Source organism: Mycobacterium hainanense, assembly GCF_041890355.1.
GTDB lineage: Bacteria > Actinomycetota > Actinomycetes > Mycobacteriales > Mycobacteriaceae > Mycobacterium > Mycobacterium hainanense.
Genome location: NZ_CP169059.1, coordinates 1,644,380 through 1,663,767, shown reverse-complemented (window position 1 = coordinate 1,663,767; position 19,388 = coordinate 1,644,380). Strand labels below are relative to the sequence as shown.

General features: G+C 68.8%; 19 protein-coding genes and 1 tRNA gene. 7 read left to right on the top strand and 13 right to left on the bottom strand.

Annotation, left to right across the window (positions count from 1 at the left end; translation table 11 throughout):
• Nucleotides 1–49: 49 nt before the first annotated feature.
• The gene (locus ACEL92_RS07930; protein WP_374025060.1) at nucleotides 50–1,786 is read right to left on the bottom strand and encodes an ABC transporter ATP-binding protein; all 1,737 of its coding nucleotides are present in this window, start codon (nucleotides 1,784–1,786) and stop codon (nucleotides 50–52) included.
• Nucleotides 1,783–4,365, bottom strand: coding sequence for an ABC transporter ATP-binding protein/permease (locus tag ACEL92_RS07925; RefSeq protein ID WP_374025059.1), 2,583 nt, complete (start codon nucleotides 4,363–4,365; stop codon nucleotides 1,783–1,785). Before ACEL92_RS07925 ends, ACEL92_RS07930 begins: the two co-directional genes overlap by 4 nt.
• Before the next feature lie 155 nt (nucleotides 4,366–4,520).
• On the opposite strand from ACEL92_RS07925, the gene ACEL92_RS07920 reads away from it, so the two are divergent.
• Entirely contained in the window at nucleotides 4,521–4,946 is a 426-nt protein-coding gene (locus ACEL92_RS07920) for a thiol-disulfide oxidoreductase DCC family protein (protein ID WP_374025058.1), read from the top strand.
• On the opposite strand, the gene ACEL92_RS07915 is transcribed toward ACEL92_RS07920, so the two are convergent.
• The gene (locus tag ACEL92_RS07915; RefSeq protein ID WP_374025057.1) at nucleotides 4,943–5,251 is read right to left on the bottom strand and encodes a hypothetical protein; all 309 of its coding nucleotides are present in this window, start codon (nucleotides 5,249–5,251) and stop codon (nucleotides 4,943–4,945) included. The genes ACEL92_RS07920 and ACEL92_RS07915 overlap by 4 nt on opposite strands.
• Before the next feature lie 337 nt (nucleotides 5,252–5,588).
• Here ACEL92_RS07915 and ACEL92_RS07910 point away from each other — a divergent pair, with 337 nt between their 5' ends.
• On the top strand, nucleotides 5,589–5,879 hold the full coding sequence (locus ACEL92_RS07910) for a hypothetical protein (RefSeq protein WP_374025056.1): 291 nt from the start codon (nucleotides 5,589–5,591) through the stop codon (nucleotides 5,877–5,879).
• 8 nt (nucleotides 5,880–5,887) lie between these two features.
• The gene (locus ACEL92_RS07905; RefSeq protein WP_374025055.1) at nucleotides 5,888–6,097 is read left to right on the top strand and encodes a hypothetical protein; all 210 of its coding nucleotides are present in this window, start codon (nucleotides 5,888–5,890) and stop codon (nucleotides 6,095–6,097) included.
• Between the two features lie 178 nt (nucleotides 6,098–6,275).
• On the opposite strand, the gene ACEL92_RS07900 is transcribed toward ACEL92_RS07905, so the two are convergent.
• Nucleotides 6,276–6,358: transfer RNA gene (locus tag ACEL92_RS07900), tRNA-Leu, on the bottom strand.
• A 97-nt stretch (nucleotides 6,359–6,455) separates the two neighbouring features.
• Between ACEL92_RS07900 and ACEL92_RS07895 the strand changes: the two genes are divergently transcribed.
• Together ACEL92_RS07895 and ACEL92_RS07890 are read left to right on the top strand one after the other, a co-directional pair.
• On the top strand, nucleotides 6,456–6,836 hold the full coding sequence (locus ACEL92_RS07895) for a hypothetical protein (protein ID WP_374025054.1): 381 nt from the start codon (nucleotides 6,456–6,458) through the stop codon (nucleotides 6,834–6,836).
• Nucleotides 6,833–7,183: a DUF3817 domain-containing protein gene (locus ACEL92_RS07890; protein ID WP_374025053.1), complete on the top strand. Its 351-nt coding sequence runs from the start codon at nucleotides 6,833–6,835 to the stop codon at nucleotides 7,181–7,183. The genes ACEL92_RS07895 and ACEL92_RS07890 overlap by 4 nt, the downstream gene beginning before the upstream one ends.
• 67 nt (nucleotides 7,184–7,250) lie before the next feature.
• Here the strand turns inward: ACEL92_RS07890 and rdgB are convergent, their stop codons facing one another.
• From rdgB to clpS, 8 genes are all read right to left on the bottom strand, one after another.
• Nucleotides 7,251–7,856 carry an RdgB/HAM1 family non-canonical purine NTP pyrophosphatase gene (gene rdgB, locus ACEL92_RS07885; RefSeq protein WP_374025052.1) on the bottom strand — a complete coding sequence of 202 codons (606 nt, stop codon included), beginning with the start codon at nucleotides 7,854–7,856 and terminating at the stop codon, nucleotides 7,251–7,253.
• Nucleotides 7,857–7,900: 44 nt separating this feature from the next.
• Complete coding sequence (rph, locus tag ACEL92_RS07880) at nucleotides 7,901–8,680, bottom strand: ribonuclease PH (protein WP_374025051.1); 780 nt, start codon at nucleotides 8,678–8,680, stop codon at nucleotides 7,901–7,903.
• 24 nt (nucleotides 8,681–8,704) lie between these two features.
• Complete coding sequence (locus ACEL92_RS07875) at nucleotides 8,705–9,487, bottom strand: cyclic nucleotide-degrading phosphodiesterase (protein ID WP_374025050.1); 783 nt, start codon at nucleotides 9,485–9,487, stop codon at nucleotides 8,705–8,707.
• Nucleotides 9,488–9,560: 73 nt separating this feature from the next.
• Nucleotides 9,561–10,382 (bottom strand): glutamate racemase, encoded by an 822-nt coding sequence (murI, locus tag ACEL92_RS07870; RefSeq protein WP_374025049.1) that lies wholly within the window; start codon nucleotides 10,380–10,382, stop codon nucleotides 9,561–9,563.
• Nucleotides 10,379–11,059 (bottom strand): rhomboid family intramembrane serine protease, encoded by a 681-nt coding sequence (locus tag ACEL92_RS07865; protein ID WP_374025048.1) that lies wholly within the window; start codon nucleotides 11,057–11,059, stop codon nucleotides 10,379–10,381. Before ACEL92_RS07865 ends, murI begins: the two co-directional genes overlap by 4 nt.
• Before the next feature lie 27 nt (nucleotides 11,060–11,086).
• On the bottom strand, nucleotides 11,087–12,130 hold the full coding sequence (locus ACEL92_RS07860; RefSeq protein ID WP_374025047.1) for a P1 family peptidase: 1,044 nt from the start codon (nucleotides 12,128–12,130) through the stop codon (nucleotides 11,087–11,089).
• Nucleotides 12,127–12,714 carry a DUF2017 domain-containing protein gene (locus ACEL92_RS07855; protein ID WP_374025046.1) on the bottom strand — a complete coding sequence of 196 codons (588 nt, stop codon included), beginning with the start codon at nucleotides 12,712–12,714 and terminating at the stop codon, nucleotides 12,127–12,129. Before ACEL92_RS07855 ends, ACEL92_RS07860 begins: the two co-directional genes overlap by 4 nt.
• Before the next feature lie 25 nt (nucleotides 12,715–12,739).
• Complete coding sequence (gene clpS / locus ACEL92_RS07850) at nucleotides 12,740–13,045, bottom strand: ATP-dependent Clp protease adapter ClpS (protein ID WP_374025045.1); 306 nt, start codon at nucleotides 13,043–13,045, stop codon at nucleotides 12,740–12,742.
• Nucleotides 13,046–13,112: 67 nt separating this feature from the next.
• On the opposite strand from clpS, the gene ACEL92_RS07845 reads away from it, so the two are divergent.
• Complete coding sequence (locus ACEL92_RS07845; protein WP_374025044.1) at nucleotides 13,113–14,420, top strand: nicotinate phosphoribosyltransferase; 1,308 nt, start codon at nucleotides 13,113–13,115, stop codon at nucleotides 14,418–14,420.
• Nucleotides 14,421–14,453: 33 nt separating this feature from the next.
• The gene (locus ACEL92_RS07840; protein WP_374025043.1) at nucleotides 14,454–16,448 is read left to right on the top strand and encodes an ATP-dependent DNA helicase; all 1,995 of its coding nucleotides are present in this window, start codon (nucleotides 14,454–14,456) and stop codon (nucleotides 16,446–16,448) included.
• Between the two features lie 2 nt (nucleotides 16,449–16,450).
• Here the strand turns inward: ACEL92_RS07840 and glgP are convergent, their stop codons facing one another.
• Nucleotides 16,451–19,096 carry an alpha-glucan family phosphorylase gene (gene glgP / locus ACEL92_RS07835; RefSeq protein ID WP_374025042.1) on the bottom strand — a complete coding sequence of 882 codons (2,646 nt, stop codon included), beginning with the start codon at nucleotides 19,094–19,096 and terminating at the stop codon, nucleotides 16,451–16,453.
• Nucleotides 19,097–19,388: the final 292 nt, after the last annotated feature.

The window sequence follows — 19,388 nt, the reverse complement described above, 5'->3', positions numbered from 1 at the left end:
TGACAAACTGTAAGGCATACCGCAAGAGTTGCGGTCAAACTGCTTCAGATTAGTCGGCGAGAATGCGCCATTCGGCGGCCTCGTGCTGCTGCCGCCAGAACTCGTCGAAACGTCCACCCGCCGCGAGCAATTCGCCGACCGTTCCGTCCTCGATCACCCGACCGTCGTCGAGGAACAGCACTCGGTCCGCGTGACCGATGCTGGCCAACCGGTGCGCGACGATCACCTGGGTCCGCGACCGCGGATCGAGTGTCAGCGCGTCGACCACCGCGGCCTCGTTCTCAGTATCCAAAGCGCTGGTCGCCTCGTCGACCAGCAGTATCGGCGACGGCTTGAGCAGCGCCCGCGCGATGCTGACCCGTTGGCGTTCGCCCCCCGACAGCGCCGAGCCGGCTTCGCCGACGATCGCGTCGGCGCCGTCGGGCAACCGGCCGATGAGCTCGTCGACGCGGGCGAGGGCCACGGCACGCTTGAATTGGTCATCGCCGGCGCCGGGATCGCCGGCGAACACGTTGTCACGGATCGACCCGTGGAACAGGTATGGGTGCTGGAACACGACGCTGCTCGCCGCCCGGCGGGCCTCGGCATCAAGCGTTGCGGCGTCGACGCCGTCGATCAGGACCCGGCCGCGGGTCGGTTCGTGCAGTCCGGCGATCAGCGCCAGGATGGTGCTCTTGCCCGATCCGGACGGTCCGACGATCGCGGTCGTGCTGCCCGGCGCCAGGGTGAAGCTCACCCCGTCGAGCACCGGCGCGGTCGCACCGGCATACCGGAACTCGACGTCGTCGAACTCGATGCGGGGAGCCGCCGCGGTGGCGGGCAGCGTGGCGGCACCGGAGTTCATCAGTGGCGCCGTGAGCACAGAACGGATGCGATCGAGCGTGGCGCGGGTGCTTTCCAAGGCAGGCGCCAATTCGCTGATCGTGGTGAACGGTTCGAGGTAGCGCACGATCACGACGATCAGGGCGACGGCCTCGGGCACCGACACGGCCTTCTCGACCGTCAGCGCCGCGGTCGCCCCCGCCAGCAGGATGAGCGACAGCTGGCTGGCGAGGCTGAACAGCAGCTGACCCGGAACCTGCATGGACAGCAACCGCATGGTCGCCCCGTGTTGCGCGGCCAGCGCATCGCCGACCAGGCTGCGCGCCGGTTCGACCCTTCGTGCGGCCCGCAGCGCCTGCTGGGTGCGGGCGAATTCGATGATCCGCTCGGTGAGCGCGCTGTTGGCTTCGTCGGCCGCGGCGTCGGCACGCCGCGTCAGTCGGGCCGAGCCCCACAGCGCACCCAAAAGCAGCGGCACGCCGCAGAGCGCGGCGGCGGCGAGCTGCCACGAAATCGGGAGTAGGGCGACCGCGATGGCCGCGGGCAGCAGGACAGCGGAGAGCAGCGGCGTCAGCAGATTGACGACGAGGCCGACCAGTTCGGGTCCGGTGGCGGCGATCGCCTGGCGCGCCGTCGCGGTGTGCTCGGCGGTGAACCAGTCCAGCCGCACCCCGGGCAACCGGTCCGCCACGTCGTGCTGGCTGTGGTCCAGGACGGCGAACCCGAGGTCGAAGCCGATCCGCGCCGTCGCGGTGTCGATCACCCATCCGACGATGGTGGCGGCCGTGAGCCAGCCGAGCCAGCCCAGCGCGCGGTGCGGGTCGCCGAACAGGGCGCCCACCAGCGGCACCAGCAGGACGGTGGCCGCCGCCCGCACCGCCACGGACAGCAGGGCGAGCGCGGTGTAGGCGAAGACCTTGGCCCGGTGATCGGCGGGCACCAGGGCAATCCAGGTGCGAATCATCGCGTCCCCTCCTGCACCGAGGTGGCCGAGACCGGGTCCCGCCGGCCGCCTTCCCACAGCCGCCGGTATCGGCCGTCGGTGGCCAGCAACTCGTCGTGCGTGCCGCGTTCGGCGATCCGGCCGTGGTCGAGCACGACGATCTGGTCGGCCCCGGTGATCGTGTGCAGGCGGTGGGCGATCACCAGGACGGTGCGGTCGCGGGTCAGCCGGTTAAGTGCTTGCTGCACAAGGTATTCCGACTCGGGGTCGGCGAACGCGGTGGCCTCGTCGAGGATCAGGATCGGGGTGTCCGCCAGGATTGCCCGGGCGATGGTGAGCCGCTGGCGTTCGCCGCCCGACAACCCCGTTCCCGCGCCCAGCACGGTGTCGTAGCCGTCCGGCAATCGCATGATGCGATCGTGGATCTGAGCCTGGCGCGCCGCCTCCTGGATTTGCGCCGCGGTGGCGTCCGGGACTGCCAGCGCGATGTTCTCCGCGACGGTACCGTGCACCAGTTGCGTCTCCTGCAACACGAAGCCGACCTTCGCGTAGAGCTCGTCGGCGGTCATCGACCGGATATCTTGCCCCCCAACGCGAATCGCACCCTGTTCGACGTCGTGGAAGCGGGCCAGCAAGGCGGCCAACGTGGACTTGCCCGACCCTGACGGGCCGACGAGCGCGGTGACCGTGCCGGGCCGCAGCGTCAGGGACACGTCGCGGATCACCGGCACTCCCGGGCGATAGCCGAAGCTGACTTCCTCGAACACCACCGTGCCCGACGAGTCTTGAAACTGGTCTTGCGGTTGCAGGGCGAGTTCGGGCTCGTCGAGCGTGTTCTGCAGGCGCCGGGCGGCTAACATGCCGGCGCTGATGCCGCCCACCCCGTACGCGATCCCCAGCAAGCGCGCGCCGAATGTGGTGCCCAGCAACAGGAACGGCAGCAGATTGACCGCATCCATCCGCCCGGTGACGATGAGCAGGGTGCCGGTGAGGACGATCAGCCACAAGAAGGTCGACGGCCGGGTGACCAGGTCCATCAGCGTCTTCTTACCCGCCAACGGTCGCTGCCAGGAGACGAGGAAATCGATGTATTCGTCGAGGCGGCGCCGGAAGCTGGATGCGGCCGCGCCGCCGAAGACGCGGATGACCGGCTGACCCTCCAGGTAGGCGCCGGCCTCTCCGCTCATCCTCTCGGCCCAGCGTTGCGATTGCGGGATGCGCGGGCCCGACTGAATCGTGAGCGACGACGTCAACACCAGATACACCAGTACGGGCAGGAACAGCACGAGCGCCACCCGCCAGTCGACGACGAACAGGTAGACCAGCACGGCCACCGGGGCGATGATCGCCGCGACCGCGTCCGGGATGGCGTGGGTGACCAGGTAGTGCAGCGACAGCGTGTCGTCCTGCAACAGCTGCTTGATCGAGCCCGAGCCGCGCGCGGTGAACCAGCCCAGCGGCAAGCGAGATAGCTTGCGCAGCAACCGCGACCGCAGGTCGGCGGCGAACCGCGCGTCGACGACGTGCAGCCACAGCGTGAGCGCAGCGCCGAGGACGGTGCCCGTTCCCAGCAGCGCGACGGCCGCGATCCCGACGTCCCAGAGCCGGGATGCGGGCGCCCCGGCCACCAGCAGGCGGGCCAGCTCGACGAGCAGCACGAACGGCGCCAGCTGGACCACCGTGATCACGGCCTGCAGCACACCGGAAAGGATCAGGGCCCAGCGCAGCGGCCCGAGCAACCGGCCGGCCGCCTGGGCGCGCCAACGGCCGCGTGCGGCGGGGGCGGTCTCCTGGGCGGGAAGTTGCGGCGAAATCGTTTCCTGGGCAACGGCGTTGGTGACTTCCGGTTCGTCGCCGCGGCGGGTGCCCATCGCCCGGCCGGCGCTCCAGTAGGCCTGGGCGTGTATCTCGGACTTGGGGAAGCCGAACTCGTCGCGCAGCCGCGTGCGGACATGCTTGAGAGCCGTTGCCTCGGGGGTGGCCCACGCGTACCAGTTGGACCAGTCGCGGTTCTCGATCGCCGCGGCAAGGGATTTCTCGTCGCGGCGGGCCACCCAGTGCACTCGCAAGCGGGGGTGCGGCGCGATCGGGATCAGGACATCGTGGTCGTCGTGTTGCTCGAGGTACATCTCGATCGGCACGTCGTCGGGGACGACTCCGATGATCCCGTTCATGCCGGGGATCGACGCCGAGTCACCGATCAGCAGGTAGCCGGCCGGCTGCTCGTCGGGCACGTCGAACCGCGACGATCCCATCAGCGCCATGACGGCGATCGTCGCGCCGGGTTCGACGGTGCGTGCCCACTTCGACGCCGGGCCGGCGGGCTCGTGCAGGACGATGTCGACCGCGAAGCGGCCACTGGGGACGTCGGCTTCGGAGATGGTGTAGGCGCGCTGGAACTCGGTGTTGGACCCGTCCGGGTCGGGAAACCAGAACCGCAGCCAGGCGGCGGGTTCGGCATCCACGTCCTCGAACAGTGTCGGCGACGTCATCCGCACCCGTACGAAATGCGGTGCGATTCGCACGGTTTCGAGCACCGTCGCGGCGTGGTCGCGAGCACCGAAGCTTCGCAGCATCACACCGGAGAATCCGCGTGCCATCAACGGTCCTTTCTCGCGTCGTTCACCTCCGCGACGACCTCAGCGAACGGACGGGCGGACGGACCCCTCGCTGAATACGCTACCGCCACAAACTAAGGGTTGCCTTACCAAAGGTCAAACCCGGGTTGCCGGAGCTGGATCGGTAGCCTGGTGAGGTGAGCGGTGAATCGGTTCCGCCGGTATTGCTCTACGACGGGGTCTGCGGCGTGTGCAACGCGGCGGTGCGGACGATACTTCGGTTCGATCCCCATGGCACGCTGCGCTTCGCGGCCCTAGACAGCGACTTCGCGCGGGACGTCTTTGCCCGGCACCCGGCCATCAAAGACGTGGACTCCGTGGTGTTCGTCGACGAACCCGAACAGCCGGGAGAACGCGTTGCCGTCCGATCCGCGGCGGCGCTGCGGGTGGTGGACTACCTTGGCGGCCCGTGGAAACTCCTCAAGGCGGCCCGAGTCATCCCGACTCCCCTGCGCGACTGGCTCTACGACAGGATCGCCGCCGTCCGCTACCGCATCTTCGGCAAGTACGACACGTGTCCGCTACCGCCGCCGGAGGTTCGCGCTCGGTTCGTAGAGGCCTAGTAATCGGCGTCGAGCGCCAGGTCCGCCTCGGATTCTTTTCGCTTGAGCTCGGCCAGCTTGCGGTCGTGGGATGCCGCCTCGCGGTGCTTGGCGGCCGATTTCCGATGTGGCTCCTGATGAGACGCGCCCTGCTCGACCGTTTGGTCTTGGACCTGCGCGACACGTTCGTGCTGCAGGGCCGATTCCTCAAAACTGCGGGCCGCCGACAGGCCGGCCTGCGCGGCGCGTTCGCGCGCCTTTGCGGCTTTACGTTCCGCGTCCTTGACATCGTTCGCGGTGATGGCTTCGTCGTTTCCGGTGGCCATGGTGTCTCCCTCGTGTCCCGTGCACTTGCACGTACCCCGCACGGAGGGTTTAACGCCTGGCGAAGGCCAACCAATGGTGCGGGCGGAGGGACTCGAACCCTGTTCAGCTACCTGGTCGGGGTGCTGATGTCGGACCGCGCTCGCGATCGCGGCCGCCGCTGATCGTCCACCGCGTGTGCGCCAGCGTGCTTGCTGCCGTGTCGCCGACGCACGCGTCGGGCTGCTGCCTGTTACCGATTCGGGTAGTGAATTACTCATGTCGTCCCGTACGTCGCAGGCGAAGATTTACGGGTCCGCTGTTGAAAACGGGTCTTGAAGGAAAGCAGGTTGACGAGTCATGGCAAACGTTGAGTATTGGGACTTCGGATGGACGTCGACGGAGGGCAACGAAATGGCTCCCGGCGAAACGCACAGTTGGTTCGCGTGGCCATTTGACTTCGGAGACGTCGTCGATCTGATGGCGCATGCGGTTTATGGGTCCGGGGAACCAGATCGTGAGCTAATCGTGGAGACCATCTATACGAAGGTCGATGGCGCGACTGGACGACAGGTGTTCTTCAATGTGAAAAATGTTGGGAACAGCTATATACCAGGCTACAACGTAGCATCGAGCGTCATCAGCAAATAGGAGGAAGAATGAAGACTTTCGCGCATCATGACGCAAACGGGAATATTCATGCGTTGGTGACAGTGAACGGCGAGAAGACTGCGATGCTCACACCGAAAGCGGGTCAGTTTGTATCGCAGATCGACCCCGCGATGATGACTTCGGAGACCATGAACGTTGCGGACATTCGGAAGATGGCAAAGGAAACGAAGGTTCCGGTGCCCAAGGTTTCCGGGTAGAAAGGAAAAGGCAGATCGTCGCGTGCGTCTGAGTTAGTTGAGCGGGTCGCCTTTGGGCAACTGTGACTCGCCTAAGTTAGTCGCAAGTGGTAGCCAGTGCGGCCACGGGCCGGCCAGAGAGTTAGCTAGTAAACATGACCACCGCGATCTAGCTGCACAGACACTCCACCCGCATCAGTGCGGGCGGAGGGACTCGAACCCTCACGCTCTCTCGAGCACCGGCACCTAAAGCCGGCGCGTATGCCATTTCGCCACGCCCGCAGCCTGCCGATCGTACCGCTCAGTTCGCGAACCGACCCCGCAGTGGCGCGCCTCGACGAATTCGTCGGACCCAAATCGTGAGCGGTACCGTCAAGGGGTGTCCGTTACGCATCGTCGCAGGCCCGCGCTGATCGCCTTGGTGATCGTCGCGGCCTGCGGTTGCCTGGCGCTGGGCTGGTGGCAGTGGACCCGGTTCCAGTCGGTCTCGGGCACGTTCCAGAACCTCGGCTACGCGCTGCAGTGGCCGCTGTTCGCCTGGTTCTGCGTCTACGCGTACCGCAAATACGTGCGCTACGAAGAGATGCCGCCGGAGCCCCGCCACGACTCGGCCCTCACCGAGATACCCGCCGGCCTGCTGCCCGAGCGGCCCAAGCCGATGCAGCCCCCCTCCGACGACCCGGCGCTGGCGGAGTACAACGCCTACCTGGCCGAGCTTGCCAAACAAGACACCGAACAACAGAACAGGACCATCGCATGACCACACCGGAGACGCCCGGCGCGCCCGCGTCTACATTTCCCGTCGAGAAGATCCGCACCGCGTTGCTGGGCTACCGGATCATGGCGTGGACGACGGGCCTGTGGTTGATCGCGCTGTGCTACGAAATCGTCTCGCACGTCGCCTTCCACCACGAGATCCGCTGGATCGAGGTGGTCCACGGTTGGGTCTACTTCATCTACGTCCTGGCCGCCTTCAATCTGGCGATCAAGGTGCGGTGGCCGATTGCCAAGACGATCGGTGTGTTGCTCGCCGGGACCATCCCGCTGGTGGGCATCATCGTCGAGCACTTCCAGACCAGGGACGTGAAGGTCCGCTTCGGGCTGTAGGGCTCGAGCGCGCGGCGAGCTTCACACTCGCAGCCGGACGTGCGGCCGGCTTCACACTCGGCGGGCCCTAGGGCAGGTCGCGCAGCGCCGGCACCAGCAGCGCCAGCGCGCGACCGCGATGGGAGACCGCATCCTTCTCTTCGGGGCTGAGCTCCGCCGCGGTGCGGTCCGAGCCGTCCGGAAGGAAGACCGGGTCGTAGCCGAAGCCGCCGTCGCCCCGCGGTTCCCGCGCGATGCTTCCGGGCCACTCGCCGCGGACGACGACCTCCCCTCGCGGCCCGGCCAGGGCACAGGCGGACACGAACGCCGCGCCGCGCCGGTCGTCGGGCACGTCGCGCAATTGCGCCAGCAGCAGCGCGGTGTTGGCGGCGTCGTCGCCGTGGTTGCCCGACCAGCGCGCCGAGAGGACGCCGGGCATCCCGTTCAACGCGGCCACCTCCAGACCGGAGTCGTCGGCGACCGAGACCAGACCCGTCGCGGCGAACGCATCGCGCGCCTTGGCCAACGCGTTGTCCTCAAAAGTGGCGCCCGTCTCGGGCGCCTCGTCGAAAGCGGGCACGTCGTCCAGAGACACCAGCGTCAACCCCGTCAGGCCGGCCGCGTCGAGCACCCGGCGCAGCTCGGCCAGTTTCTTGCAGTTCCGGCTGGCGACCAGGAGGCGTGATGACCGCAAGCGCGGCGAAGCCGGGCGCCGCGGGTCATCACCATCTGGCACGGTCAGCTGCCGAACGCCTTCGGCCGCGGAGCGCCCTCGGGCAGCTCGCCCGGGTACGGCAGGGCCAGCGCCTCGCGCTGGGCGGCGAACAACTTGTCGCAGGCGGCCAGCGCCACGTCGAGCAGCTTGTCCAAAGTCGAACGCGGGAAGGTCGCACCCTCGCCGGTTCCCTGCACCTCCACCAGGGTCCCGGTGTCGGTGGCGACGACGTTCATGTCGACCTCGGCCCGCGAGTCTTCCTCGTAGGGCAGGTCCACCCGGATCCGGCCGTCGACCACCCCTACGCTGACCGCCGCGATCGCGCACGACAGCGGCCGGGGGTCGGACAGCTTGCCGGCCGCCGCCAGGTAGGTCACCGCGTCGGAGAGCGCGACGAAGGCGCCCGTGATGGCGGCGGTGCGGGTGCCGCCGTCGGCCTGCAGCACGTCGCAGTCGACGGCGATGGTGTTCTCCCCCAACGCCGCCAGGTCGATGCAGGCCCGCAGCGATCGGCCGATGAGCCGGCTGATCTCCTGGGTGCGGCCGGACAGCCGTCCCTTCACGGCCTCGCGGTCGGAGCGCGTGTGGGTGGCCGACGGCAGCATCGCGTACTCCGCGGTCAGCCACCCCAGACCCGACCCCTTGCGCCAGCGTGGCACGCCCTCGGTGACGCTGGCGGTGCACATGACCTTGGTGTGGCCGAATTCGATCAGCACCGACCCCGCCGGGTGGTCGGTGAACCCGCGGGTGATGACTACGTGGCGAAGCTCGTCGTCGAGGCGGCCGTCTTCTCGTCTGGTCACGACGCCAACCCTAACGCGGGGAGCTCAGACCCTTTCAGAGCGGCGGATGTCGAACGTTTCCCCGCACACGACCGCGTGCACGGGGCCGTCGAACTCGGCCTTGGCCTCGCTGATCACGTCCTCACGCGAGGTCCACGGCGGGATGTGGGTGAGTAGCAGCTCGCGGACACCGGCCTGCGCGGCCGTCCTGCCGGCCTCGGTGCCCGACAGGTGCAAAGCGGGCGGCCGATCCGGCGAGTGCGTCCACGAGGCTTCGCAGAGGAAGACGTCGGCGTCACGAGCCAGCTCGACCAGCTGATCACACATCCCGGTGTCACCGCTGTAGACGAACGAGGCGCCGGTGGAATCGGTGATCCTCATGCCGTAGGACTCCGTCGGGTGCGCCACCACCCGCGGCGTCACCGTGAGCGACCCGAATGTCACCGGTTCGCCGTCGACCCAGTGCCGGACGTCGAAAATGTCCGAGCAGTCGTCGATTTCGCCCCCATACGGTGACGAGGCGGCCCCCAGCCGGGACCAGGTGTCACCGGGGCCGTACAACAACGCCTTGCCGCCGGGGCGCGAGGGGTGATAGCGCCGCCACACGAACAGGCCGGGCAGATCGAGGCAGTGGTCGGCGTGCAGATGCGACAACAGCACGTGCACGGAGGCGGGGTCGGCGAAGCGCTGCAGCGCGCCCAATACGCCGCCGCCGAAGTCGATGACCAACGGCGGAGTGTCCGGTGCCCGGAGCAGATATCCCGACGCAGGCGAATCCGGCCCCACCACGCTGCCCGAGCAGCCGAGCACGGTTATTCGCACGGACACTACTGTGCCATGCCCGATGCGACCGTGACGAAAACATGGCCGCATTCGTGTGATGAGAATCTCGTCATGGGCGCTACTCGATCCGCACGTGGTGGACGGGTTGCACACCGGTCACCGCCGGACCCAGGAATCGGGCCGCCAACTTGGTGAAGGCCTCGGGATCGCCGGTGGCTTCGAAGACCCGAGTCGCGGTCGGCGCGTCATGCGGCCGCAGCAGATCGCGCTCGGTGAGCACCCGCAGTACCTCCTTGGCGGTTTCCTCGGCGCTGGACACCAGCGTCACGTGCTCGCCCATCGCCAGCTGGATCAACCCGGACAGCAGCGGGTAGTGCGTGCACCCGAGCACCAAGGTGTCGACCTGGGCGCGCTGCAGCGGCTCCAGGTAGCCCTCGGCCAGCCCGAGCACCTGGCGGCCACTGGTCACCCCGCGCTCGACGAAGTCGACGAAGCGCGGGCAGGCCACCGCGGTGATCTCGGTGTCGCGGGCGGCGGCGAACGCGTCCTGGTAGGCGTGCGAGTTGATCGTCGCCCGCGTGCCGATGACGCCGATGCGACCGTTGCGCGTCGTGGCGACCGCGCGGCGGACCGCCGGCAGGATCACCTCCACGACCGGCACGTCGTAACGCTCGCGGGCGTCCCGCAGGCAGGCCGCCGACGCCGTGTTGCAGGCGATCACCAACGCCTTGACCCCGCGGCCCACCAGGTCGTCGCCGATGGCCAGCGCATGCGCGCGGACCTCGGGGATGGTGAGCGGACCGTATGGCCCGTGGCCGGTGTCGCCGACGTAGATGATGTCCTCGTCGGGCAGCTGGTCGATGATGGCCCGCGCGACGGTCAGTCCCCCGACGCCGGAGTCGAAGACCCCGACGGGCGCCAACGGCAACGGCGAGCTCATGTCTTGGCGCGCGGCGTCACGGCGCCGGCTTTTCTCTTCGCGCGGGCCTTGCGTTCCGGCGCCGACAACCAATACGCCGCGACGACACCGGCGACCGCGCCGCACAGGTGGCCCTGCCATGACACGCCGCCACACCGGCCCAGTACCGGCATGGCGCCCAGCAGCACGCCGCCGTACGCGAACAACACCACCAATCCGATCGCGATGTCGGCGAACCTGCGCACAAAGATCCCGAACACGAGCAGGAAGGCCAGCCAGCCGAAGATCAGGCCGGAGGCCCCGATGTGGTCGGTCGGCCCGCACGAGCTGCCCACGTTGCCGATCAGCCAGGTGCCGAAACCGCCGAGGATCCACACGATCGCCGTGGCCCAGACGAACCGGCTCAGCCCCGCTAGCGTCATCAGGAAACCCAGCACCAAAAGCGGGATCGTGTTGGCCATCAAATGCTGCCAGTTGGCGTGCAAAACCGGGGCGAAGACGATCCCCCACAGCCCGTCGGCCTCGAGCGGCCTGATCCCGTTTTCGTCGAGCGAATGCCGCGTCAGCTGATCGATGAGCTCGATGACGTAGAGCAGTGCGACGAACGTGAGGACCGTGGCCCCGCCCACCATCCATGGGGGCCGCTTCGCCTGGCCCGCGGGCGCGCCGGGTCGTCCCTTCGGCGTCGTCTTACCCATGGCTGCAGGTTACCGGCGGCGAACTCCTCATCGGGCGAACGCGCCCGGCAATAGGCCGCGATAGGTCGGTATCCCCGCCACTGCGTCCGCGGCGAACACGCCGACCAGCACCGCCCGCGCCACGCAGTCGGCCGCCGCCGCGCCCACCTCGGCCGCGAGCCGCATCTCCGGCGAGAACGAGGCTGGCGAGTCGGCCGCGGGTGGCACCTCGACCGCCCCGGTCGCCAGCGCGAAGACCGTGTCCCCGTCGTACGGGGTGTGTGCCGGGCGGATGGCGCGGGCCAGCCCGTCCTGGGCGGCGACGGCGACGCGGCGGCATGCGCCCGGGCCGAGCGCCGCGTCGGTCGCGACCACCCCGATGACGGTGTTGAGCGGGTTCTCCAGAGGGCTCGCCCCGGTGGGCAACTGCGCGAGGGCGTCGATCTGATCCGCCGGCGGTGGCCGCAGCCCGAACTCCTCAATCAAGTCCGCCATCCACGGCAGGCCGGTGGCCCGGTCGGCGACGTCGCCGGCGGAGTTCACCACGACGACGGCGCCGACGGTCACCCCGCACGGCAGCCTCGTCGAGGCCGTCCCCACGCCGCCCTTGAGCACTCCGGCCCGCGCGCCGACGCCGGCGCCGACGCTGCCGACCGCCGGCGCACCCTCGCCCTCGACGGCCGCTTCACAGGCCAGATAGCCGAACTCCGCGGTGGGGCGACAGCCCCAGCCGCCGACCGGCAGATCGAAGATCACCGCGCCGGGGACGATGGGCACCACCCCGCCGTCCATCGCCACGCCGCGGTCCCGTTCTTCCAGCCAGCGCATGATGCCGTCGCCGGCCGCCAGACCGTAGGCGCTGCCGCCGGCGAGCAACACCGCGTCGATGTACCGGACGGTGTTGGCGGGGTCGAGCAGGTCGGTCTCCCGGGTACCGGGCGCGCCGCCGCGGCAGTCCACCGCGCCGACGGTGCCCGGCGGCGTCAGCACCACCGTGACGCCGGAGGCCCACCCGGTGCCCATGGCCGCGTCGGGGTCGAGTCGTTGGTAGTGCCCGACGCGGATGCCCCCCACGTCGGTAATGGCGTTCATCCTCCAGGCTTCCCCATGAGCACCAGAACGAGGTATTCCTGGAGGACCGTGAGCCACTGGTAGACGTCGAAGTGGACAGCCAGCGGGTGGTCAGTGGGCAGGCGCTCCGGCCCTTCCGGCCCCACGTCGAGCATGACCCCCAAACTCAACCGGATGTCGTTGACCGCCGCGACCCAGGCGTTCGCGTCCTCCTCGCCCAGGTCGAACCGGCCGCCGCCCTCGGGAACGGTATCCAACAACCGCTGCGCGGCAAGGCGTTTGGCGCCGATGATCTCGGGCTCGTGCAGGCTGCGCAGCGCGGCGTTGAGCCTGTCCGCGACGTCGGGGCCCGAGGGGTCATCGTCGTCCGGGTGGAAGAAGTCGGGCAGCAGTCGTCGCAAGGTCGGATCCCTCGGCGGCTCACTGTTTCCGGTCTTGATGCCGGTGATCTCCTCGAGTTCGTCTGCGGGAGATGCAGATTCACGCTCATCGAGCAATCCGACCATGGCCGTAGCCAGGTTTTTCAACAGGGCGGCCTCGTGAGCCGCCAGTGCGGACCGAAAACGGGGACCCGCCGCGGTCTCGACGCGCTTCCATTTGCGCACGGGTAATCGCCGAGGCCCTCGAGGATTACCGATCCTGCTGCAGCGTCGCCCACAAACCGGCGGCGTGCAGCTTGGACACGTCGACTTCCATGGATTCCCTGCTGCCGGCCGACACCACCGCCCTGCCTTCGTTGTGTACCTGCAACATCAACTTGGTGGCGTGCGGCTCGCTATAACCGAACAACTTCTGGAACACATACGTCACGTAGGTCATCAGGTTGACCGGGTCATCCCACACGATCGTGACCCACGGACTCGCCGTGCTGTCTACCGGGGCGGACTCGCGTTGTCCTGTAGTGCCCGGCTTAGTGGGCGCTGACATTACAACCATGGCTTACACGATACCGAGGGTGAGATGAGGTTTCCGAGCCCCCGATGGCAGCCGATACCGTTATGGAATGAATGACCCGGTCGTAACTGGGCTGCTTACCGACAAGTACGAGTTGACGATGCTGGCGGCGGCGCTGCGAGACGGCACCGCCGAGCGCACGACGACCTTCGAACTGTTCGCACGCCGGCTCCCCGAGGGCCGCCGTTACGGCGTGGTGTGCGGCACCGGGCGGCTGCTCGAGGCGTTGCCGCAATTCGGCTTCGGCGAGGAGGCGTGCCAGTTGCTGGGGGAATTCCTCGATCCAGATACGTTGCGCTACTTGCGCGATTTCCGATTCGGCGGCGACATCGACGGCTACGCCGAGGGAGAGCTGTACTTCCCCAATTCGCCGGTGCTGTCCGTGACCGGCACGTTCGCCGAGTGCGTCGTGCTCGAGACGCTGGCGCTGTCGATCTTCAATCACGACACGGCGGTCGCGTCGGCGGCGGCGCGGATGGTGAGCGCGGCCAGGGACCGCCCAGTGATCGAGATGGGGTCGCGGCGAACCCACGAGCACGCGGCCGTCGCCGCGGCACGCGCCGCCTACATCGCCGGCTTCGCCGCGTCCTCCAACCTCGAGGCCCAGCGCCGATACGGCATCCCCGCGGAGGGCACCTCGGCGCACGCGTTCACGATGCTGCACGCCAGCGGCGAACCCGTCGAAGTGACCGAACTGGCGGCATTCCGCGCTCAGGTCGACGCGCTGGGCGCCGGCACCACGCTGCTGGTGGACACCTATGACGTGACGACCGGCGTGGCCAATGCCGTGGCGGCGGCCGGGGAGTCGCTCGGGGCGGTGCGCATCGACTCCGGCGAGTTGGGGGTGCTGACCCGCCAGGTCCGCGATCAGCTCGACGGGCTAGGCGCCACCAGGACCCGCATCGTGGTCTCCGGCGACCTCGACGAGTTCTCCATCGCCGCCTTGGGGGCCGAACCGGTCGACAGCTACGGCGTCGGCACGTCGCTCGTGACGGGTTCGGGCGCGCCGACGGCGAACATGGTCTACAAGCTGGTCGAAGTGGACGGCATGCCGGTGCAGAAGCGCAGCAGCCACAAGGAATCCCGCGGCGGTCGCAAGGAGGCGCTGCGCCTGACGCGCTCGTCGGGCACCGTCACCGAGGAGGTGGTGTATCCGGCGGGCCGCCCGCCCCGGGTCACCGAGCCGTCTCGGGCGTTGACCGTCCCGCTGGTGCGCGGCGGCGAATTGGTGGCCAAACCGAATGTGGCCGCGGCGCGCGAGCTGGTAGCTTCCGGGCTGCGCAGTCTGCCGTGGGAGGGTTTGAACCTGTCGCAGGGCGAGCCCGCGATCTCGACGACGCAGATCCCCGCCCCGTAGCACCGCAGAGCAAAAGAGGTAGCCACGTCCGAAGTGTCCGTGCCGGAGTTGCTGGCCGTCGCCGTGGCCGCGCTCGGCGGCAGCGAGCGCAGCGGCCAACAACAGATGGCCGACGCCGTCGCGCGGGCGTTCGCCACCGGCGAGCATCTGGTCGTGCAGGCCGGTACCGGCACCGGAAAGTCGCTGGCGTATCTGGTGCCGGCGATCCTGCGCGCCATCGACGACGACTCGCCCGTCGTGGTGTCCACCGCCACCATCGCCCTGCAGCGCCAGCTCGTCGACCGCGATCTGCCCCGGCTCATCGATTCGCTCGCCGATGCGCTCCCCCGTCGCCCGCAATTCGCGCTGCTCAAGGGCCGCCGAAACTATCTGTGCCTGAATAAGATTCACAACGGCGGCGCCGAGGCCGAGGACGACGTCGGCGGCCGGCCGCAGGAGGAGCTCTTCGATCCTATGGCGGCGACCGCCTTGGGCCGCGACGTACAACGTCTCACCGCCTGGGCGTCGACGACCGACTCCGGCGACCGCGACGATCTGAAACCCGGTGTGCCAGACCGATCGTGGTCGCAGGTCAGCGTTTCGGCGCGGGAATGCCTGGGCGTCGCGCGTTGCCCCTTCGGCGCCGAGTGCTTCTCCGAGCGGGCGCGGGGCCGGGCGGGGGCCGCCGACATCGTGGTGACCAACCACGCGCTGCTCGCCATCGACGCCGTCGCCGAATCGTCGGTGCTACCCGAGCACGAGTTGCTGGTGGTGGACGAGGCCCACGAGTTGGTCGACCGGGTGACCTCGGTGGCCACCGCCGAGCTGGCGCCGGCCGCCCTGGGCGTGGCGGCGCGCCGGATCGCCCGGTTGGTGAATCCCGAACTGACGCAACGCCTGGAGGCGGCGACGGCCAACTTCGCCGCGGCGATTCACGAGGCCACCCCGGGCCGCATCGACCGCCTCGACGACGAGCTGGCGACCTACCTGACCGCGCTGCGCGACGCGGCGGGAGCGGCACGCTCGGCGATCGACAGCACGAGCGACGCGAAAGCCGCCGCAGCCCGGGCCGAAGCGGTGGCGGCGCTCAGCGAAATTTCCGACACCGCCTCGCGCGTCCTCACGTCGTTCGCCCCGGCGATTCCCGACCGCACCGACGTGGTGTGGCTGGATCACGAGGACAACAGGGGCGCCATGCGCCCGGTGCTACGGGTGGCGCCGCTATCGGTCGCGGCGCTGCTGCGCGACCGGGTGTTCTCCCGTTCCACCACGGTGTTGACGTCGGCGACCCTGGCCATCGGCGGGTCGTTCGACGCGATGGCGGAGGCGTGGGGCCTGACCGCCGCGGACACCGGGGATGCCGGCTTGCGCGGCATCGACGTCGGCTCGCCATTCCACCACGCCAAGTCCGGGATCCTCTACGTCGCCGCCCACCTGCCGCCACCGGGCCGGGACGGCACGGGTTCGGCCGAGCAGCTGACCGAGATCGAAGAGCTGATCACCGCGGCGGGCGGGCGGACCCTGGGATTGTTCTCGTCGATGCGGGCCGCGCGGGCCGCCGCGGAGGCCATGCGTCAGCGGTTGCGGACGCCGGTGCTGTGCCAGGGCGACGACAGCACCTCCGCGCTGGTCGAGCAGTTCAGCGCCGACGCGCAGACCTCGCTGTTTGGCACCCTGTCGCTCTGGCAGGGCGTCGACGTGCCGGGTCCGTCGCTGTCGCTGGTGCTCATCGATCGCATCCCGTTTCCCCGGCCGGACGACCCGCTGTTGGGCGCGCGCCAACGCGCGGTGACTGCGCGCGGCGGCAACGGTTTCATGGCCGTCGCCGCCAGCCACGCCGCTCTGCTGCTGGCACAGGGCTCGGGCCGGCTCCTACGGCGCGTCACCGACCGCGGAGTGGTCGCGGTGCTGGACTCGCGGATGGTGACGGCCGGCTACGGCGGCTACTTGTGCGCGTCGCTGCCGCCGTTCTGGCAGACCACCGACCCGGCCCAGGTCCGCGCCGCGCTGCAGCGGCTGCGCACCGCCTCCGAAAGCCAGCCCGCCTGAGCTCAGCGGGCCAGGGTGACCAGGCCGAGTTCGGCGCTGGACGCGAGCATCGGGTGATGGGGCAGCACCCGGACCGTGTACCCGACCGCCCCGGCCAGCGGCAACGACAGCGTCGTCGAGAACACCTGGTTGCCGCCCTCGGCGGTCCCGGTGTAGGACATTTCGACGGTGACCGGGTCCAGCAGCGCGTCGCTGGCGTCCACCCGGCCCACCACCCCTTGAACCGTGACCTCGTCGGGCGCCAGCCCGTCCAGAGCCACGGTGGCGGTCAGCGTCAGCTTGGAGCCGAGCACCGGCGAGTCGGGCAGCCCGGTGCTGTCCACGTCGGTGATCGTGATCTTCGGCCACGCCTCTTCGGCGCGCCGACGGTAGGTGGCCACCTCGCGCGCGGCGCCGAATGCACCGCCGTCCTCGCCGTCCTCGGCGGGCCCGACGGTCCTGCGCAACGAGTGAGCGGCGTCGGTGTAGTACCGCTCCACGTAGTCGCGCACCATGCGCGAGGCCAGCACCTTGGGTCCGAGCGTTTGCAACGTGTGCCGCACCATCTCGATCCACCGTGGCGGCACGCCGTGTTCGTCGCGTTCGTAGAACTTGGGGGCGACCGCCTGTTCCAACAGGTCGTAGAGCGCGCTGGCCTCCAGGTCGTCGCGGCGGGCCTCGTCGGCCACGCCGTCGGCGGACGGTATCTCCCAACCGTTTTCGCCGTCGTACCATTCGTCCCACCAGCCGTCGCGGATGGACAGGTTCAGCCCGCCGTTGAGCGCGCTCTTCATCCCGGAGGTGCCGCAGGCCTCCAGCGGCCGCAGCGGGTTGTTCAGCCAGACGTCGCATCCCCAATAGAGATGCCGGGCCATGGACATGTCGTAGTCGGGCAAAAAGGCGATGCGATGGCGCACCTGCGGGCGGTCGGCGAAGCGCACCACCTGCTGGATCAACGCCTTACCGCCGTCGTCGGCGGGGTGCGACTTGCCGGCGACGATCAGCTGGATGGGCCGGTCCTCGTCGAGCAGCAGGCGCTCGAGCCGCTCCGGGTCGCGCAGCATCAGCGTCAGCCGCTTGTAGGTCGGCACCCGCCGGGCGAACCCGATGGTGAGCACGTTGGGATCGAATGCCGTTGTGATCCAGCCTAGTTCGGCGTCGGACGCACCGCGTTCGAGCCAGGATTTGCGCAGCCTCCGCCGGACGTCCTCGACCAGCGACGAGCGCAGTTGCGAGCGGATCCACCAGAGATGGCCCGCATCAACCTCATTCAGCCGCAGCCAGACGCCCGGATCGCCGAACGAATCGGAACCGGACAGTTCACGCCCCAACTGCAACCATTGCGGCGCCGCCCAGGTGCGCGCGTGCACTCCGTTGGTGATGGACCCGATCGGCACCTCGTCCGAGTCGAAGCCGGGCCACAGCTCGTTGAACATGGCCCGGCTGACCTCACCGTGCAGCAGCGAGACGCCGTTGGCCCGCTGCGCCAGCCGCAATCCCATGTGCGCCATGTTGAATTTGGTCGGGTCGTCCTCGGCGCCGAGGTCGAGTATGCGGGCGGTCGGAACGCCTGGCAGCAACGCGGGCGCGGTCCTGCCACCGGCTTTCTCCGGCTTCTTCCCCGGGTCGTCCTCGACACGCCCGTCGAAGTAGAGCCGGACCATGTCGATCGGGAACCGGTCGATGCCGGCGGGCACCGGAGTGTGGGTGGTGAACACCGTGCTGGAACGCACGACGGCCAGCGCGGTGTCGAAGTCGAGCCCGGCATCGGTCATCAACTCGCGGATGCGCTCCGCACCGAGGAAGCCGGCGTGCCCCTCGTTCATGTGGAACACCTCGGGCGCGGGCAGTCCTTCAACGGCGGTGAAGGCACGGATCGCCCGCACCCCGCCGATGCCGGCCAGCAGCTCCTGACGCATCCGGTGTTCCTGGTCGCCGCCGTACAGTCGGTCGGTGATGCTGCGCAGGTCGTGCTCGTTCTCCGGGACGTCGGAGTCCAGCAGGAGCAGAGGAACCCGCCCCACCTGGGCGACCCAGATTCGCGCGTGCAGCTGGGCGGAGTCGGGAAGGGTCAGCTCGACCAGCACGGGATCCCCGGTGGCGTCGGTGAGCAGCCGCAACGGCAACCCCTGCGGGTCGAGCGACGGGTAGGTCTCGTTCTGCCACCCGTCCGCGGTCAGCGACTGACGGAAGTACCCGGACCGGTAGTACAGGCCCACCGCCACCAGCGGCACCCCGAGGTCGGAGGCGGACTTCAGGTGGTCCCCGGCGAGGATGCCCAAACCGCCCGAGTAATTCGGCAGCACCTCGGCGACGCCGAACTCCATCGAGAAATAGGCGATGGCCGTCGGCATCGCCACACCGTCGGCCTGCTGTTGCTGATACCACAGCGGCCGGGACAGGTAATCGGTCAGATCGGCGGCCAGCTCGTCGAGCCGGCCGAGGAAGTTTTCGTCGAGCGCCAACTCGTCAAGGCGTGCCGGATTCACCGCGCCCAGCAATGCCACCGGATCGGACCCGCACCGCTCCCACAGGTCCACGTCCACAGTCGCAAACAGGTCCTGGGTCGGCTTGTCCCATGACCATCGCAAGTTGGTCGACAACTGGTCCAGCGCGGCCAGCCGTTCGGGAAGGTGAGCACGGACGGTAAAGCGGCGGAGGGCTTTCACGCATCCTTACCTTACTGAGGATTTCGCCCCGCGCACGACGACGGTCGACGGCTTTTCCGCCGGGGGTGTGACCGGACACTAGGGTGGGTATCGGTTAGTTATTGGGGCCGCAACGGCGCTTCCCCGCAGAGGAAGTCCCCCACGACAGGAAGTTTTCGCCAGACAAAAGGCATGCCGCGACGGAGCACAAACGGTATGCCCGCACACAATCGGAACCAGCCGACTCTCGATGCGGTCCGAGTCCGAGGAAGCGGACCGAGCAGGAGTCGGCTAGTCGGAAACCGCCGGCGAC